Annotated in this window: 16 protein-coding genes; 4 read left to right on the top strand and 12 right to left on the bottom strand. The window is 66.7% G+C overall.

The window, feature by feature from the left end:
• The first annotated feature begins 111 nt into the window (after positions 1 to 111).
• Positions 112 to 1,326: a multidrug effflux MFS transporter gene (locus CR917_RS14225; protein ID WP_054914425.1), complete on the top strand. Its 1,215-nt coding sequence runs from the start codon at positions 112 to 114 to the stop codon at positions 1,324 to 1,326.
• A gap of 16 nt (positions 1,327 to 1,342) precedes the next feature.
• Positions 1,343 to 1,924 carry a TetR/AcrR family transcriptional regulator gene (locus CR917_RS14220; RefSeq protein ID WP_088515091.1) on the top strand — a complete coding sequence of 194 codons (582 nt, stop codon included), beginning with the start codon at positions 1,343 to 1,345 and terminating at the stop codon, positions 1,922 to 1,924.
• A gap of 86 nt (positions 1,925 to 2,010) precedes the next feature.
• Here the strand turns inward: CR917_RS14220 and CR917_RS14215 are convergent, their stop codons facing one another.
• A complete protein-coding gene (locus CR917_RS14215) occupies positions 2,011 to 2,376 on the bottom strand; it encodes a cupin domain-containing protein (protein ID WP_100632703.1) in 366 nt (121 codons plus the stop codon).
• Positions 2,377 to 2,412: 36 nt separating this feature from the next.
• Positions 2,413 to 3,711, bottom strand: a complete 1,299-nt coding sequence (locus CR917_RS14210; protein ID WP_043860067.1) for an FAD-binding oxidoreductase — start codon at positions 3,709 to 3,711, stop codon at positions 2,413 to 2,415.
• 179 nt (positions 3,712 to 3,890) lie between these two features.
• Here CR917_RS14210 and hpaR point away from each other — a divergent pair, with 179 nt between their 5' ends.
• Entirely contained in the window at positions 3,891 to 4,313 is a 423-nt protein-coding gene (gene hpaR / locus CR917_RS14205; protein ID WP_043860068.1) for a homoprotocatechuate degradation operon regulator HpaR, read from the top strand.
• 81 nt (positions 4,314 to 4,394) lie between these two features.
• On the opposite strand, the gene hpaI is transcribed toward hpaR, so the two are convergent.
• The 8 genes from hpaI to CR917_RS14165 all read right to left on the bottom strand — a co-directional run bounded on the left by hpaI (position 4,395) and on the right by CR917_RS14165 (position 11,687).
• The gene (hpaI, locus tag CR917_RS14200; RefSeq protein WP_104572505.1) at positions 4,395 to 5,198 is read right to left on the bottom strand and encodes a 4-hydroxy-2-oxoheptanedioate aldolase; all 804 of its coding nucleotides are present in this window, start codon (positions 5,196 to 5,198) and stop codon (positions 4,395 to 4,397) included.
• A 15-nt stretch (positions 5,199 to 5,213) separates the two neighbouring features.
• Positions 5,214 to 6,017 carry a 2-oxo-hept-4-ene-1,7-dioate hydratase gene (gene hpaH, locus CR917_RS14195; protein ID WP_104572504.1) on the bottom strand — a complete coding sequence of 268 codons (804 nt, stop codon included), beginning with the start codon at positions 6,015 to 6,017 and terminating at the stop codon, positions 5,214 to 5,216.
• A gap of 12 nt (positions 6,018 to 6,029) precedes the next feature.
• Positions 6,030 to 7,334, bottom strand: coding sequence for an MFS transporter (locus CR917_RS14190; protein ID WP_043860071.1), 1,305 nt, complete (start codon positions 7,332 to 7,334; stop codon positions 6,030 to 6,032).
• A 50-nt stretch (positions 7,335 to 7,384) separates the two neighbouring features.
• Positions 7,385 to 7,780 (bottom strand): 5-carboxymethyl-2-hydroxymuconate Delta-isomerase, encoded by a 396-nt coding sequence (locus tag CR917_RS14185; RefSeq protein WP_043860072.1) that lies wholly within the window; start codon positions 7,778 to 7,780, stop codon positions 7,385 to 7,387.
• Positions 7,781 to 7,799: 19 nt separating this feature from the next.
• Positions 7,800 to 8,657: a 3,4-dihydroxyphenylacetate 2,3-dioxygenase gene (hpaD, locus tag CR917_RS14180; RefSeq protein WP_043860073.1), complete on the bottom strand. Its 858-nt coding sequence runs from the start codon at positions 8,655 to 8,657 to the stop codon at positions 7,800 to 7,802.
• A 119-nt stretch (positions 8,658 to 8,776) separates the two neighbouring features.
• The gene (gene hpaE, locus CR917_RS14175; RefSeq protein WP_043860079.1) at positions 8,777 to 10,237 is read right to left on the bottom strand and encodes a 5-carboxymethyl-2-hydroxymuconate semialdehyde dehydrogenase; all 1,461 of its coding nucleotides are present in this window, start codon (positions 10,235 to 10,237) and stop codon (positions 8,777 to 8,779) included.
• 5 nt (positions 10,238 to 10,242) lie between these two features.
• The gene (locus tag CR917_RS14170) at positions 10,243 to 11,016 is read right to left on the bottom strand and encodes a fumarylacetoacetate hydrolase family protein (protein ID WP_054914429.1); all 774 of its coding nucleotides are present in this window, start codon (positions 11,014 to 11,016) and stop codon (positions 10,243 to 10,245) included.
• Positions 11,016 to 11,687 (bottom strand): fumarylacetoacetate hydrolase family protein, encoded by a 672-nt coding sequence (locus CR917_RS14165; RefSeq protein WP_104572503.1) that lies wholly within the window; start codon positions 11,685 to 11,687, stop codon positions 11,016 to 11,018. The genes CR917_RS14170 and CR917_RS14165 overlap by 1 nt, the downstream gene beginning before the upstream one ends.
• A gap of 151 nt (positions 11,688 to 11,838) precedes the next feature.
• Between CR917_RS14165 and hpaA the strand changes: the two genes are divergently transcribed.
• Positions 11,839 to 12,741 (top strand): 4-hydroxyphenylacetate catabolism regulatory protein HpaA, encoded by a 903-nt coding sequence (gene hpaA, locus CR917_RS14160; protein WP_043860076.1) that lies wholly within the window; start codon positions 11,839 to 11,841, stop codon positions 12,739 to 12,741.
• Between the two features lie 118 nt (positions 12,742 to 12,859).
• On the opposite strand, the gene CR917_RS14155 is transcribed toward hpaA, so the two are convergent.
• Both CR917_RS14155 and CR917_RS14150 read right to left on the bottom strand, forming a co-directional pair.
• Positions 12,860 to 14,434 carry an ABC transporter substrate-binding protein gene (locus CR917_RS14155; protein ID WP_104572502.1) on the bottom strand — a complete coding sequence of 525 codons (1,575 nt, stop codon included), beginning with the start codon at positions 14,432 to 14,434 and terminating at the stop codon, positions 12,860 to 12,862.
• Positions 14,435 to 14,437: 3 nt separating this feature from the next.
• Entirely contained in the window at positions 14,438 to 15,634 is a 1,197-nt protein-coding gene (locus tag CR917_RS14150; RefSeq protein ID WP_043860051.1) for an LLM class flavin-dependent oxidoreductase, read from the bottom strand.
• Positions 15,635 to 15,639: the final 5 nt, after the last annotated feature.

The following is a 15,639-nucleotide window of genomic DNA, read 5'->3' as shown; positions in this document are numbered from 1 at the left end:
TGGCTTGACCCTGCGGGGCACAGTGTATAGGCTCGCACGCTCTGGCTACCTACCGGTCGGTAGGTTAGACATTCGGCAGCCAGACCTGTGACCTTTTTGTGGATTCGAGCTATGCACACCCCGCAGTCCCCCCACGTGAAATTTGCCGTGTCCCTGGCGCTGATCGGCGCCCTGGGGCCGTCGGCCATCGACATGTACCTGGCCAGCATGCCGAGCATCGCCGCCGAGTACGGCGCGACCTATGCCGGGGTGCAACTGACGCTGACGGTGTTTCTGCTGGCCATGGGCGCCGGTCAATTGCTGTTCGGCCCGCTGGTCGACACCCTGGGCCGGCGCCGGCCGCTGCTGGCCGGGCTGCTGGTGTTCGTGCTCAGTTCGCTGGCCGCGGCCCAGGCGCCCAGCCTCGAAACCCTGCTGGCGGCGCGCTTTGTCCAGGGCCTGGGCAGTGCGCTGACCCTGGTGGTGATCATGAGCATGGTCCGCGATGTGGCCGAAGGGGCGCGCGCCGCGCAGATCTTCGCCCTGCTGATGACCGTCGAGGGCCTGGCGCCGGTGCTCGCACCGGCGGTGGGCGGTTTTGTGGGGGCGCACCTTGGCTGGCGCGCGATCATGTTCACCCTGGCCGGGCTCGGCGTGCTGGTGCTGTTGAACTCGGCCTGGGTGCTCAAGGAAACCCTGGCCGCCGACAAGCGCCAGCCCTGGCAGCCGCGGGACATCCTGCGCACCTACCTGCGCATCGGCAGCGATGGCCAGTTCCTGCGCCCGGCGCTGGCGCTGGCGGCGGTGTTCTTCTTTCTGTTTGCCTACATCGGCGGTGCGGCGTTCGTCTACCAGACCCACTTCGGCCTGTCGGTGCAAGCCTTCGGCACGCTGTTCGGCGCCACCGGGGTGGCAATTCTGCTCGGCGCCATCGCGGCGGGTCGGCTGGTGGCGCGCAAGGGCCTGCTGCGCCTGGCCAAGGCCGGTGCGGGGTGCCTGCTGATCGGTTCTCTGGTGGTGCTGGCAGGGGCCCTGAGCGCGGCGGGGCTGGCCGGCATCGTTGCCGGCATGGCGCTGGCGATGTTCGGCCTGGGCATTCTCGAGGCCACGCTGATGTCGCTGGTGATGTCTTCGCAAAGCCGCGCGCTGGGCTCCACGGCGGCGTTGCTGGGCGCCTTCCAGTTGATCATTTCGTCGTTCGCCACGCCGTTGTCGGGCATCATGGCGCCTTTGGGCGCGGCGCACTGGGCGTCGCTGCTGGTGATTTCGGGTGTTGTCGTGGCGCTGCTGGTGCGCGCCTGCACCCGGCACGCGCCGGTCGAGGCGAGCAGCCTGGCCGGGCATTGATACGGGAGAACCCTGCATGAGAACCCTCACGCCTTCGGCGCAGAAGGTCTGCGCGATCGCGGTCGAGCAGTTTGCCGAGCATGGCTACGATGCCGCCTCGCTCAACGACATCGCGGCGGCGGCCGGCATGCGCAAGCCGTCGCTGTATGCGCACTTCAGCAGCAAGGACGACCTGTTCGAGGCGGTGTTCGAGCGTGCGGTGGAGGCCGAGCGGCTGTATGTGGAGCAGTGCTTTGCGCAGTGCGACGACGCGTTGCCGGGGGCCGGCTATGCCCACTGCCTGGGTGAGCGCTATCAGCAGTCGGCGCACCTGCGGTTTCTGCTGCGTACCGCGTTCTTTCCGCCGGCGGCGCTGCGGCCGATCATCTCGGCAGGCTTCGAGGGGTACCTGGCGCGGCTGGGCGAGGTGTTCGAGCAGGCGCTGGGCACGTGCCTGCCGCAGGTGCCGGTGGCGCGGCGGGGGGTGTATGTGGACGCGTACCTGGGGGTGGTGGACAGCCTGAATGTAGAGCTGATCTATGCCGGGCCGCAGGCGTACGCGCGGCGGTTGCGGGCGATGTGGGTGGTGTTCGGGGATGCTTTGAACGCAGCCGGATAAATCGTGGTGCCCTCATCGCGGGTCAAGCCCGCTCCCACAGGATCACAACAACCTGTGGGAGCGGGCTTGACCCGCGATGAGGCCCGTCAGGCCACCGCCAGGTAATGCTTCACGAAGCTCTCGCTCAGCACCTCCCACAGCACCGGCGTGCCCTTGGTCACGAACCAGCTGTCGCCCACCTTGTACAGCGTGCTCTGCCCGGTGCTTTCATCGGTCAGGCGCACTTGGCCGGTCATCACCGTGGCCTGCTCGTTGAACGGGTAGACCATGCGGAACCTGCCCTGGGTGGTACCGAAGTAGGCGCTGCTGAGCGCGTCGGTCGGCGCGCCGAAGGTCATCTTGCCGAAGGCACGCACCTCGCCTTCGAGAATCTCCGAGCCCAGGTCGGCAACGGTGCCCCAGGCGTCGAGTTCGCCGAGCTGGATGTTGTGCTTGAGTGCAGTCAGGGTCATGGCAGTGTTCCTTGAACAGTGGAAAAAAAGGGGGGGTCAGCGCCGGCCATTCCAGTACCCCGACAGCTGGTGCCAGGATTTGCCGGCCGTGAGCAGCAGCGGGCGGATATGGTCCTTGCCGACAATTGTCGGGCGCGGGATCGAACTGACCAGGTCATAGCGGGCCGAGCCTTCGCTCATGCCTTCGGCCAGCACCTTGCAGATGATGTGGCTGGGCGTCACGCCGAACCCGGAGTAGCCCTGCACGTAGAACGCATTGCTGCGCCCGGGCAGGGTGCCGACCTGCGGGAACAGGTTGGGGCTGCAGGCCATCGGGCCACCCCAGGCCAGGTCGATCTTCACGTCCTTCAGGTACGGGAAGATCTTCAGCATCAATGCCCGGTTCCAGGCCTTGAGGTCGCGGGGGATATGCTCCACCAGCGGCGTCGCGGCGCCGAACAGCAGACGGTTCTCGTTGGTCACGCGGTAGTAGTCGATCACCGGGCGAATGTCGCTGTAGGCGCCGCGAATCGGGCTGATGCGCCGGATCAGCTCCTCGGGCAGCGGCTCGGTCATCATCTGGAAGGCGTAGGTGTTGATGGTGGAGCGGTGCAGTTCGGGTTCAAGCCTGTTCAGAAAGCTGTCGCAGGCCCACAGCAGCTTGCTGGCGCGTACCGAGCCGCGGCCGGTGCGCACGGTGATGCGCTCGCCGTACTGCACCTGCAGCGCCGGGCTGTTCTCGAAGATGCGCACGCCATGCCCGGCCACGGCCTTGGCCTCGCCCAGCAGCAGGTTGAGCGAGTGCACATGCCCGCCGCCCATGTGCAGCAGGGCGCTGCCGTAGGCGTTGGAGCCGATGATCTGGCTGACCTCGCTGCCGCCCAGAAAGCGGATCTCGTGCTGGGAATTCACCGACTTGAAGTCTTTCTCCCAGGCGCGCAGGGTTTTCTCCTGGCGGGCATTGAAGCCCATGTAGCCATAGCCGTGGCAGAAGTCGGCATCGATGGCGTACCGGGCGATGCGCTGCTTGATGATGTCGGCGCCCAGGTCGCTGATCTCGAAGATCTGGCGCAGGCCATCTTCGCCCACGGCTGATTTGATCTTTTCAAGATCGTGGCCGATGCCGGCCATGATCTGCCCGCCGTTGCGCCCGGTGCCGCCAAAGCCCAGGTAGCGGGCCTCGAGCACGACGATGTTGGTGATGCCCTTTTCGGCCAGCTCCAGCGCCGTGTTGATGCCGGAAAAACCGCCGCCGATGATGACCACGTCCGCGTCTTCATCGTGTTCCAGGGTCGGGAAGCTCAGGTTGTATTTCTTGGTTGCCGTGTAGTAGGTCGGCGTTTCGATCGTGATCATGGCGCAGCCTGAAAAGTGGAGGAGCTTTCGAGGCCTATTAGGGGGCTTGGCGGGGTGGCGTGTCTTGACCCTGCGTGCCGCATGCCTTGACCGCGGGTGCCAGCGCTGCGCAGGCGGGTAGGTGGCCGCCGGCTTCTTTGTTAAAGTGTTAACAAATAACCTGATGACCGTAGCCTTCCATGTCCAAACCTCGTGTTTCGCTGACTCTTACCTTGTTGCAAGCCCGCGAGGCGGCAATGAGCTTCTTCCGCCCCTCGCTCAACCAGCATGGCCTGACCGAGCAGCAGTGGCGGGTCATTCGTATCCTCAGCCAGCAGGGCGAGCTGGAGATCTACCGGCTGGCCGAACAGGCGTGCATCCTCAAGCCGAGCATGACCGGTGTGCTGGTGCGCATGGAGGCGGCGGGGCTGGTGTGCCGGCGCAAGGCCGAGCAGGACCAGCGGCGGGTGCTGGTCAAGCTGGCGGACAAGGGCGTGGCGTGTTTCGACTCCATGAGCCAGAGCATGGAGGCCAACTACCAGCAGCTGCAGGACCAGTTCGGTGAACAGAAGCTGCAGCAGTTGCTGGGGTTGCTGGAAGAACTGAAGCAAGTACGGCGCTAACTCATTCGCCGGCAAGGCCGGCTCCTGCAGACACCGCAGCCTGTGTAGGAGCCGGCCTTGCCGGCGAAGAGGCCCGTCAGATCAATACACCCCGCCAGCCTGGTCGACAGGTGCCGCCTCACCCTTGAACTTGCCCACCAACCCCTGCAACCCGCGCATCAGCACCGTGGTATCCACCCCCACCGCCACGAACGCCGCGCCCAGTTCGATGTAGCGGCGCGCCAGCGCTTCATCGGCGCTGAGAATCCCGGCCGCCTTGCCCGCACGCTGAATCCGCACGATCGCGTCTTCGATAGCCGCCTGCACGTCAGGGTGCCCCGGATTGCCCCGGTGCCCCATCGACGCACTCAGGTCGGCCGGGCCGATGAATACCCCGTCCACCCCCTCCACGGCCGCAATCCGGTCCAGCTGCGCCAGCCCCTCGGCGCTCTCGATCTGCACCAGCAGGCACATCTGCGCATCGGCCTGGTCCAGGTAGCCGGGGATGCTGTTCCAGCGCGACGCCCGCGCCAGTGCACTGCCCACCCCGCGCACGCCCAGCGGCGGGTAGCGCATGGCGCGCACCAGCTCGCCTGCCTGGGCCGCGCTTTCCACCATCGGCACCAGCAGCGTCTGCACACCGATGTCCAGCACCTGCTTGATCAGCGCGGTGTCGCCGATCACCGGGCGGATGATCGCCTCGCCAGGGTAGGGCGCCACCGCCTGCAGCTGCGCGAGCATGCCGCGCAGGTCGTTGGGCGCATGCTCGCCATCGATCAGCAGCCAGTCGAAGCCGGCATTGGCTGCCAGCTCCGCGCAATACGCGCTGGCCAGCCCCAGCCACAGGCCGATCTGCGGCTCGCCGCTGGCCAGGCGTTGTTTGAAACGGTTCACAGGCAGGTGCATGGCAGTCTCCGAAGGTCAGACAAAACGGCAGGCGATGGAACCGAGCATGTCGTAGTCGACATGGAAGGTATCGCCGGGGTTGGCGGCCACCGGCCGGGTGAACGAACCGCCCAGGATCACCTGGCCGGCCTCCAGCGCCACGTCATACGGCGCCAGCTTGTTGGCCAGCCACGCCACGCCCTTGGCCGGGTGGTTGAGCACCGCCGCCGACACCCCGGATTCCTCGATCACGCCGTTGCGGTACAGCACCGCCGGCACCTTGCGCAGGTCGATGTCGCCCGGGCGCACCGCGCGCCCACCCATCACCACCCCGGCATTGGCGGCGTTGTCGGAGATGGTGTCGAACACCTTGCGCGTGGCGCCACTGTGCGGGTCCACCTGCTGGATGCGCGCATCGATGATCTCCAGCGCCGGGATCACCCATTCGGTGGCATCCAGTACATCGAACAGGGTCACATTGGGCCCCTTGAGCGGCTTGCCGAGGATGAACGCCAGCTCCACCTCCACCCGCGGCACGATGAAGCGTTCGAAGGGGATGTCGCTGCCTTCGTCGAAAAACATGTCGTCGAGCAGCGCGCCGAAGTCCGGCTCGGTGATGTTGGACGACACCTGCATGGCGCGCGAGGTCAGGCCGATCTTGTGCCCGACCAGCTTGCGCCCGTCCTTGATCTTCTGCGCCACCCAGGCGCGCTGGATGGCGTAGGCGTCCTCGATGCCGATGGCCGGGTGGTCGAGGGAAAACTGGCGCACCTGCTCGCGGTTGCGCTCGGCGCGGTCGAGCTGGGCGGCGGCTTGAAGGATCTGGCTAGGGTCGAGCATGTTCGGCATCTCTTACTGGGGGTTGACGATGGCAGCCCGGGTGCGCAGCACCAGCAGGCCACCCAGGGCGATGAACAGGGCCAGCACGTACAGCGCAAGGCTGGCGCTGTGGGTGGTGTCGCGCATCCAGCCGATCAGGTAGGGCGCAAGGAACGAGGCGATGCTGCCGAACGAGCTGATCAGCGCGATACCGGCCGCCTGCGTGGTGTTGGACAGAAACGCCGGCGGCAGCTGCCAGAACATCGGCAGGGCGGCGCTGGCGCCCATGCCGGCGACGATCAGGCCGCCCAGTACCATCAGCGGGTTGCCCGGGGCCAGCCCGGCCACGGCGATGCCGAGTGCCGACATCAGCAGCGGCACGCACAGGTGCCAGCGCCGCTCGCGCTGGCGGTCGGACGAGCGCCCGCAGGCGATCATGAACAGGCAGCCGGCCAGGTAAGGGATGGCGCTGAGCAGGCCCACGCGGCCGTCGCTGCCGATACCGGCGCCGTGGATCAGGGTCGGCATCCAGAAGGCCAGGGTGTTGACCGCCAGCATCACCGCGAAGTACACCGCCACCAGCAGCCATACCTGACGGTTGCGCAGGATGCCGCCGAACGAGGTGATCGACTTTCGTTGCTCTTCGCTGGCCAACTGCTCGCGCAGGTGCTGCTTCTGGCCGGCGTCCAGCCAGCTGACGTGCTCGAAGCTGTCGGGCAGGCGTTTGAGCACCACCAGGCCCAGCAGCATCACCGGGGCCCCTTCGATCAGGAACATCCACTGCCAGCCGCGCAGGCCGGCGGCGTCGTGAAACAGTTCCAGGATGCCGCCCGACAGCGGCCCGCCGATCACCCCGGCCATCGGCACGGCAATCGCGAACAGCGCGGTGATCTGGCCACGGCGCCGGGCCGGGTACCAGCGGTTGAGGTACACCAGGATGCCGGGGAAGAACCCGGCCTCGGCCACGCCCAGCAGAAAGCGCAGCACGTAGAAGCCGGAGGCCGACTCGACCCACAGCATGCCGGTGGACAGCGCGCCCCACACGATCATCAGGGTGGCGATCCAGCGCCGCGGGCCGACCCGGTCCAGGGCCATGTTGCTGGGTACGCCGAACAGCGCGTAGGCGATGAAGAACAGGCCGGCACCGAAGCCGTACACCGTGTCGCTGAAGTGCAGGTCGCTGCTCATCTGCATCTTGGCGAAGCCGATGTTGATGCGGTCCAGGTGGGCAAACAGGTAGCAGACCAGCAGCAGCGGCATCAGCCGCCAGGTGACGGTGCCGTGGGTGGAGTCGTGCTGGGCAAGGCTGGCCGATGCGGCGGTATTGGCTGTGCTCATGATCTTGTTCTTTTTGGTCAGAGGGCCGATGGGGGAGCGCAGGGCCGGGTTCAGCCCGGCTGCTGCTGGTTCAGAAACGCGTGCACGTTGTTCTGCTTGAAGTTCAGTTGCGGGTGCAGCTCGATCATTTCGAACGACAGGGCCAGCAGGCGCTGGCTCTGCAGGTCGGCAAAGTGCTCGGTGATCACCGCGAACAGGGCCTTGGCCACCTGTTCGCGGGTGGCCAGGTCGCGCCCGTGGCCGACCTTGAGGGTCATGTGCACGAAGGCGTAGTCGTGCTGCCCGTCGGCCATGCGCCAGGTGTCCAGGCGCACCGCACGGCTGCGGATGCCGCCCAGCGGGAACACGCCCGTGGCGCCCAGGCAGTGGTGAACCTTTTCGAACAGGCCGGGCAGGTCGGCCTGGGCTTGGAGGTTGTCGGTGTACTCGGCGATGAAGTGGGGCATCCTGGGCTCCTTGGCGGGGTCAGACGGGGAAGATGGCGTTGATCTGACCGGTGCCGGAGCTGCCGAACGGCTCGGTCAGCACCTCCACCGGCCTGTCGTAGTCGGCGCCGCCAAGCAGGCCCAGCAGCATCGCGGTGTCGTGCATGCCACCTTCGCCGTAGCAGTGGCTGGCGTAGTCGGGCAGCATCGCGCAGAACTCCCTGAAGCGGCCCTGCTTCCACAGTTCCACCACGCGCAGGTCCATCTGCTTGTCGAATTCGCGGGTCCAGTTGTGGATGTTGGCCTCGGCGTTGCGGTCGTCCGAGAAGCGGTGCGAGAGCGAGCCGGAGGCCAGCACCAGCACCTTGCGGTCGCTCTTTTCGATGGCCCGGCGCACGGCGGCGCCGAACGTGAAGCTGTCTTCCAGGCGGTGCCAGGCGCACCAGGCGGCGATGGACACCACCTTGAGTCTGTCGGCGGCGGGCACGTCCATGTGCATGTAGCGCATCGGTACCAGGGTGCCGTATTCCAGCTCCAGGCTCGGGATGTTGTGGGCCAGGGTGCGCACGTCGGCGGCATTGGCCTCCTGTGCGATCAACTCGCCCAGTGCCGGCAGGCCGGGGTACTCGAAGTCCATGTTCTTGATGAAGTGCGGCAGTTCGTTGCTGGTGTAGGTGCCCTTGAAGTGCTCGCCGCAGTTGATGTGGTAGCCGCTGTTGACCAGCCAGTGCACATCGAACACCACGGCGGTATCGGCGCCCAGTTCGCGGGCGCGGCGGCCGATCTCCTTGTGGCCGGCGATGGCGGCCTCGCGGCAACCGTGGTGCTTGCCGGGCAGTTCGGACAGGTACATCGAGGGGACGTGGCAGACTTTGGCTGCGAGGACGACTTCGCCCATGGTGGGGTACTCCTGGATCTGTTGTTCTTGTGGTGGGTCAGGGCGGGTGCTTTCGCCGGCAAGGCCGGCTCCTACAGGGGTTGTGCCGTCTGTAGGAGCCGGCCTTGCCGGCGAAGCCCTCAGAGGCCCCAGCGCGGAATGGCGTGGCTGCCCATCGACACGCACACGTTCTTGATCTCGGCAAACACCTCGAAGCTGTACTGGCCACCTTCGCGGCCGGTACCGGAACCCTTCACCCCGCCGAACGGCTGGCGCAGGTCACGCACGTTCTGGCTGTTGATGAACACCATGCCGGCCTCGATGCCATGGGCCAGGCGATGCGCCTTGCCGATGTCCTGGGTCCAGATGTACGAGGCCAGCCCGTACTCGGTGTCGTTGGCCAGCTTCAGTGCCTCGGCCTCGTCCTTGAACGGGATCAGGCACACCACCGGGCCGAAGATCTCCTCCTGGGCAATGCGCATGCTGTTGCTCACGTCGGCAAACACCGTGGGCTGGATGAACTGCCCGCGCGCCAGGTGCGCCGGCAGGTTGGCCGGGCGCTCCAGGCCACCGGCCAGCAGGGTGGCGCCTTCCTCGATGCCGATACGGATGTAGCCGGTCACCTTGTCGTAGTGGGCCTGGGTGATCATCGAGCCGACCTGGGTCCTGGGGTCTTGCGGGTCGCCCACGATCAGGCGCCTGGCCCGCGCCGCGAACTCGGCCACGAACTGCGGGTACACGCTCTCTTGAATGAAGATGCGGCTGCCGGCGGTGCAGCGCTCGCCGTTGAGCGAGAAGATGGTGAACAGCGCCGCGTCCAGCGCGCGCTCGAGGTCGGCGTCCTCGAAGATCAGCACCGGCGACTTGCCGCCCAGTTCCATCGAGTACTTCTTCAGGCCCGCGGTCTGCATGATCTTCTTGCCGGTGGCGGTGCCGCCGGTGAACGAGATGGCGCGTACGTCCGGGTGACGCACCAGGGCATCGCCTGCGGTGGCGCCGTAGCCCTGGATCACGTTGAGCACGCCGTTGGGGATGCCGGCCTCGACCGCCAGGCGGCCCAGTTCGTTGGCGGTCAGCGGCGACAGTTCGCTCATCTTCAGCACCGCCGTGTTGCCCAGGGCCAGGCAGGGCGCGGTCTTCCAGGTGGCGGTCATGAACGGCACGTTCCACGGCGACACCAGCGCACACACGCCGACCGGCTGGTACAGGGTGTAGTTGAGCATCTGGTCGTCGACCGGGTAGGTGTGGCCATCCATGCGCGTGCACACTTCGGCGAAGAAGTCGAAGTTGTGCGAGGCCCGCGGGATCAGCACGTTTTTGGTCTGGTGAATCGGCAGGCCGGTATCCAGGGTTTCCAGCTCGGCCAGCCGGGGCACGTTCTGCTCGATCAGCTCGCCCAGCCTGCGCATCAGCCGCGCCCGCTCCCTGGCCGGGGTGCCGGCCCATTTGGGGAACGCCTCCCGGGCCGCTGCAACTGCCTGGGCAACTTCTTCGGCACCGCCGCTGGCGACTTCGCCGATGGCCTCGCCGGTGGCCGGGTTGTAGTTGACGAAGACGTCCTTGCTTTCGACCTCACGGCCATTGATCCAGTGCTTGATCATCGGGTTCATGCCTCTTGCGGGTTCAGGGCGAAGAACTCGGCTTCGCTGACAATGCGGTTGACCAGGCGGCCGACACCTTCCACTTCCACCACCACTTCATCACCCGGCACCACGTCGGCCAGGCCTTCAGGGGTGCCGGTGGCGATCATGTCGCCCGGTTGCAGGGTCATGAAGCTGGACAGGTATTCGATCAGGTAGGGGATGTCGAAGATCATGTCGCGGGTGCTGCCCTGCTGCTTGAGCTCACCGTTGATCCAGGTGCGCAGGGTGAGGTTGGACGCATCCGGCACATCGGCCACATCGACCATCCACGGGCCCACCGGAGTGGTGGCGTCGCGGTTCTTCACCCGCAGGTTGGGGCGGTAGTAGTTCTCCAGGTAGTCGCGGATCGCGTAGTCGTTGCACACCGTGTAGCCGGCCAGGTACTGCAGCGCGTCCTCGCGCCTGACGTTGCGCGCCGGCTTGCCGATCACCGCCACCAGCTCGCACTCGTAGTGCATGTACTTGACGTTGTCCGGGCGCCAGGTGACCTGGTTGTGGCCGGTGTAGGTACCGGGCGACTTGACGAAGGCCAGCGGCTCGGTGGGTGCGGCAAAGGCCAGTTCGGCGGCGTGGTCGGCGTAGTTCAGGCCCAGCGCGAACATGCTGCCGGTGGCCGGCGGCAACCACTGCACCTCGTGCTCGGCGAGCAGGCGGCCATCGGCCAGGCGCACGTTGTTGCCATCTTCCACGGTCACGGCGTGGTCCTGGCCCTGGTAACGGATACGGGCGTGTTTCATCAGCGTTGCTCCTGTTCGGCCACGATCGGGTTGGCCAGGCGGCCCAGGCCGCTGATCCGGACCTCGACCTGATCGCCTGGCAGCACGTCCACGCGGCCTTCGGGGGTGCCGGTAATCAGCACGTCGCCTGCGTGCAGGGTCATGAACTCGCTGATCTCGGCGATCAGCTGCGGGATTTTGCGCACCAGGTTGGCGGTGCTGTTGTGCTGGCGCAGTTCGCCATTGACGAACAGCTCGATGGCCAGCTGATGCGGGTCGGCCACCTGCGCGGTCGGCACCAGCTCAGGGCCGAGTACGCAGAAACCATCGCGGCACTTGGCCTTGACCGCCGGGCGGTAGTAGCTGTCTTCAGGCAGGCTGAACTCGTTGACGATGGTGTAGCCGGCCACGTGCTCCAGGGCCTGTTCGACGCTCACGCGGCTGGCGCGCTTGCCGATCACCACGCCCAGCGCCGGGCCTGGCTGCAGGCGTTCGACACCTTGTGGGTACACCACCGGGGCGCCATGGCGGTTGCGCGTGTTGGGGGTCTTGATGAACAGCACCGGCTTGACCGGGGGCTTCTGGTACGGCGCCTGTTCGAATTCGGCGAGACGCTGGTTCAGCAACCCCTGGTAGTTCAGCGCAACGCCGAACAGGGTGCCGGTGGCAACGTCGTGCAGGGCACGGCTCATGCTCTTCTCCTGGCAAGGGCAGGGCGGCAAGCACCCTGCGGGACAAATCGTTAATGTGTTAACGTTATAATTAAGATGTTAACGAAAGGCAAGCGGCGCGTGTCAGGCGTTAAGCTGCCGGCAGAACAGGAACACAGCAGGAAACCCCGTCATGAACGAACGCACGCCGATTCCCAACATCAACATCGGGCAGGTCTACGACCAGCGGTACAGCGATGCCGAGGTGCACTACGACAAGCTCGGCAACCTGGCCGGCTTTTTCGGCCGCAACATGCCGGTGCACCGCCACGACCGCTACTTTCAGGTGCATTACGTCAAGAGCGGCACGGTGCGGGTGTACCTGGACGACCAGCAGTACGTGGAGTCGGGGCCGATGTTCTTCCTTACCCCGCCGACCATCCCGCACTCGTTCGTCACCGAGCCCGACGCCGATGGCCACGTGCTGACCGTGCGCCAGCAACTGGTATGGCAACTGCTCGAAGCCGACCCTGCGCTGGCGCCTGGGCCGCAGGTGGCGCCGGCGTGCGTGGCGCTGAGCGGGCTGGAGGGACGGTTTGCCGACGAGGCGCGGCGCCTGGTGCTGCTGTTCGACGAGCTGCACCGCGAGATCAATGCCGCGCAGGTGGGCCGTGGCCCGGCGCTGGACAGCCTGACCCGGCTGATCATGCTCAGCCTGCTGCGCCTGTGCGCGCGCTCGCTGCCGGCGCGCCAGACCCGGCATGAGGACCTGCAGGTGTTCCACCGCTTCAACGAGCTGATCGAGGCGCATTACCTGGAGCACTGGCCGCTGTCGCGCTATGCGCTGGGGGTAGGGGTGACCGAGGCGCGGCTCAATGACGTGTGCCGGCGTATCGCCGACCTGCCGTCCAAGCGCCTGATCCTGGAGCGGCTGATGCAGGAAGCCAAGCGCCTGCTGCTGTTCACCGGCAGTTCGGCCAACGAGATCTGTTACAGCCTGGGCTTCAAGGACCCGGCGTACTTCAGCCGGTTTTTCCTGCGCTATGCGCAGGTGACGCCGGGCGAGTACCGCCAACGGCAGGCGGGCGTGCGCTGACATGGCATTTTTCCGTTTTTGTTGTTAGGCGCGGCAAGCGCCGCTGCCGCCATGATGGCGGTAGCGGTGTAACGGAAAAATGCCTTTTACAGGGGTGCGCTTGTACTTTTCAGAGCGCTCAGGCGGCGTTGTTCAACCACAGGTTTTCAAAACGCCAGGTGCTGAACAACGTCTGCTCCGGCGCCGCGCCGCCGACCTTGCGTGAAAACGCATCGAGCAGGTTGGCGTAGCCCCAGATCAGCAGGCCGCCCTTGTCGTACTGGATCTGCTGCGCCTGGTGAACCAGTGCGGTGCGCCTGGCCAGGTCCGGCTGGGCCATGGCCTGCAGAAACAGCTGGGTGAACTGCGGGTCGTCGAAGTGGGTCTTGTTGGCCACCGCGAACGGCGCGTCGGTGTGCATGGCGCTGGCCAGGAACGGCGCGCCGATGGTGCCGCCGGTGCTCAGCAGCCACTGGTCCTGCTGCGGGCCGTTGAAGGTGGCGCTGTCCACCTGGCGCACATCGAGGGTCACGCCGATGCGCCTGGCCTGCTCGGCCAGCACCAGCGCCGAGGCCAGCGCCGGCCCGGCGGTGGTCACCAGTTCCACCCGCAGGTGTTCCTGGCCAGCCTCGCGCAGCAGTTGCGCGGCGCGCTGCGGGTCATGGGCACGCGGGGGCAGGGCGTGGTTGAAGGTGGGGTCGAACGGGGCGTACAGGTCGTTGGCCACGCGGCCCTGGCCGTTGAGGGCGCGGCGCACCAGCTCGTCGCGGTCGGCCAGCAGGCGCAGTGCCTCGCGCACCCGCGGGTCGTTGAATGGCGGCTTGCTGGTGTTCATTTCGAACGACAGCCAGTTGCCGCTGATCGACGTCACCAGGTTCAGCCGCGGGTCGCGCTCGAGCACCTGCAACTGCTCGCTGGGCATGCCGTTGGCCATGTCGATCTGCCCGGCACGCACCGCGGCCAGGCGCGAGACCTGGTCCTTGAAGTCGATGATCTCCAGTTCATCGGCATACGGCCTGCCGGCCTTGTAGTAGTTCTCGAAGCGGCTGAACACCGAACGCTGGCCGGGGGTGAAACTCTTGAACCGGTAGGGCCCTGCGCCGACCGGGTTGGTGACCGGGTGATAGTCCACCGGCACGATGCCGCCGAAATTCACCCAGGTTTCCGGCAGTGGCAGGAAGCTGCGGCCGTCCTTGAAACTCAGGCGCACCGTGCGGTTGTCGAGCTTGACCAGGTTGTCGCGGTCCACCCAGTGCAGCAAGGCGGCGTAGGGCGAAGCCAGCTGCGGGTCGGTGAGGCGGCGGATCGAGAAGATCAGGTCGTCGGCATCGATGGTCTTGGCGTTGTGGAATTCCAGGCCCTGGCGCAGGCGCAGGGTCCAGCTGCGCGCGTCGCTGCTGGCCTCGGCGAACTCGGCCAGGGCCAGGCGCGGCTGCATCTGCTCGTCCCATTCCCACAGTTTGCTGTACAGCGCAAAGCCGCGCACGATGCCGCTGCCGATGGGCTTGTGGGCGTCGAGGTTGCCGGTCTGGCCGCCGTCCAGGATGCCCAGGCGCAGGCGCCCGCCGTGCCGCGGCTGGGCAACCCCGGCGGCGGGGGCGGGGGCGTCATCCGGGCCGCAGCCGCTGAGCAGGCTGGTGCCCAGCAGCAGGCCGCCGCCCATGGCCAGGCCCTGGCCGATGAACTGGCGCCGGCTGTAGTGGTTGGGGTTCATGGCTCAGGCTCCTGCCGCGCGCAACTGCGCGGTGGCCTGCACGGGCCGGCTCAGCGCCTGCCGTTCACCGCGAAAGTGCGGCAGGACGTGCTCGCCCAGGCGGTAGGCTTCTTCCAGGTGCGGGTAGCCGGCCAGGAAGAACAGGTCGATGCCCAGCGCGTTGTACTCGCGAATGCGCGCCACCACGTTGGCGTAGCTGCCCACCAGCGCCAGGCCCGGCGGGATGCCGATGTGGCTGAAGCCCGACCACACGTTGGGGTAGATGAAGAAATCGTCGAAGGCACGCTCGTCGTGCTCGGGCCGGTAGTCCTCCTCGTAGCTGAGCTTGCGCGCGGTACGCAGCCCTTCGTGGGCCGCCTTGGCCTTGGCGGCCCCCCTGGCCACGCCCTCGTCGAAAAAGCGCTTGGCTTCGGCCAGCGCCAGTGCCTCGGTCTCGCGGGCGATCACGTCGATCGACAGGCCGAAGCGGATGTCGCTGCGGCCGAACGTGAGCGCACGCTGGCGGATGTCGGCGATCAGCGCGGCGATCTCGTCGGGGTGCTCGGCGCGCATCAGGTAGAAGTCGGCATGCTTTGCAGCGAACTCGCGGGCGGCAATCGACGAGCCGGCCGTGCAGATCAGCGGCAGCTCGGCCTTTTTCTGCGGCCCGCGCAGGCCGCCGCCTTCGGCCTTGTAGAAGCGCCCGTCGTAGTGGAAGTGCTCCGAGTGCCAGTAGCCCTTGACCACATCCATGAACTCGGTGGCGCGGGCGTAGCGCTCGTCGTGCTCGGCCAGGTCGCCGACCTGGCGCTGGAGGGCGTCCGAGCCGCCGTTGATGATGTTCCACACCAGCCGGTTGCCGCTGGCGCGCTGGTAGGTGGCGGCCTGCTGCACCGCCACCCACGGGGTGTAGTGGTAGGGCTGGAACGCGGTGACGAACTTCAGCGTGCGGGTTTCGCGGGCCAGCAGCGAGCATACCGTCCAGGGCTCTTCGCCGGACGGCGCATTGACCATCAGCGCACCGCCGAAGCCGTTGATTTCGGCGGCCCGGGCAATCTGCCCCAGGTAGTCGATGTAGGTGAAGTGGTCACCGACCGCAAACCCCGACACCGCGCCGGTGCTGGCGCCGCCGGCATGCCAGTCGCCGCGGTTGCGCGGGTCGCCGGGCAGGAACTGGGTTTCACCGTGCAGCGGCAGGCGGGTAAAGAATTCGATGCTCATGGGCA

Source organism: Pseudomonas sp. BRM28, assembly GCF_002939405.1.
In the GTDB taxonomy this organism is placed as follows: Bacteria; Pseudomonadota; Gammaproteobacteria; order Pseudomonadales; family Pseudomonadaceae; genus Aquipseudomonas; species Aquipseudomonas palmensis.
The sequence above is the reverse complement of the archived record's forward strand: the minus strand, read 5'-3'. Positions and strand labels throughout refer to the sequence as shown.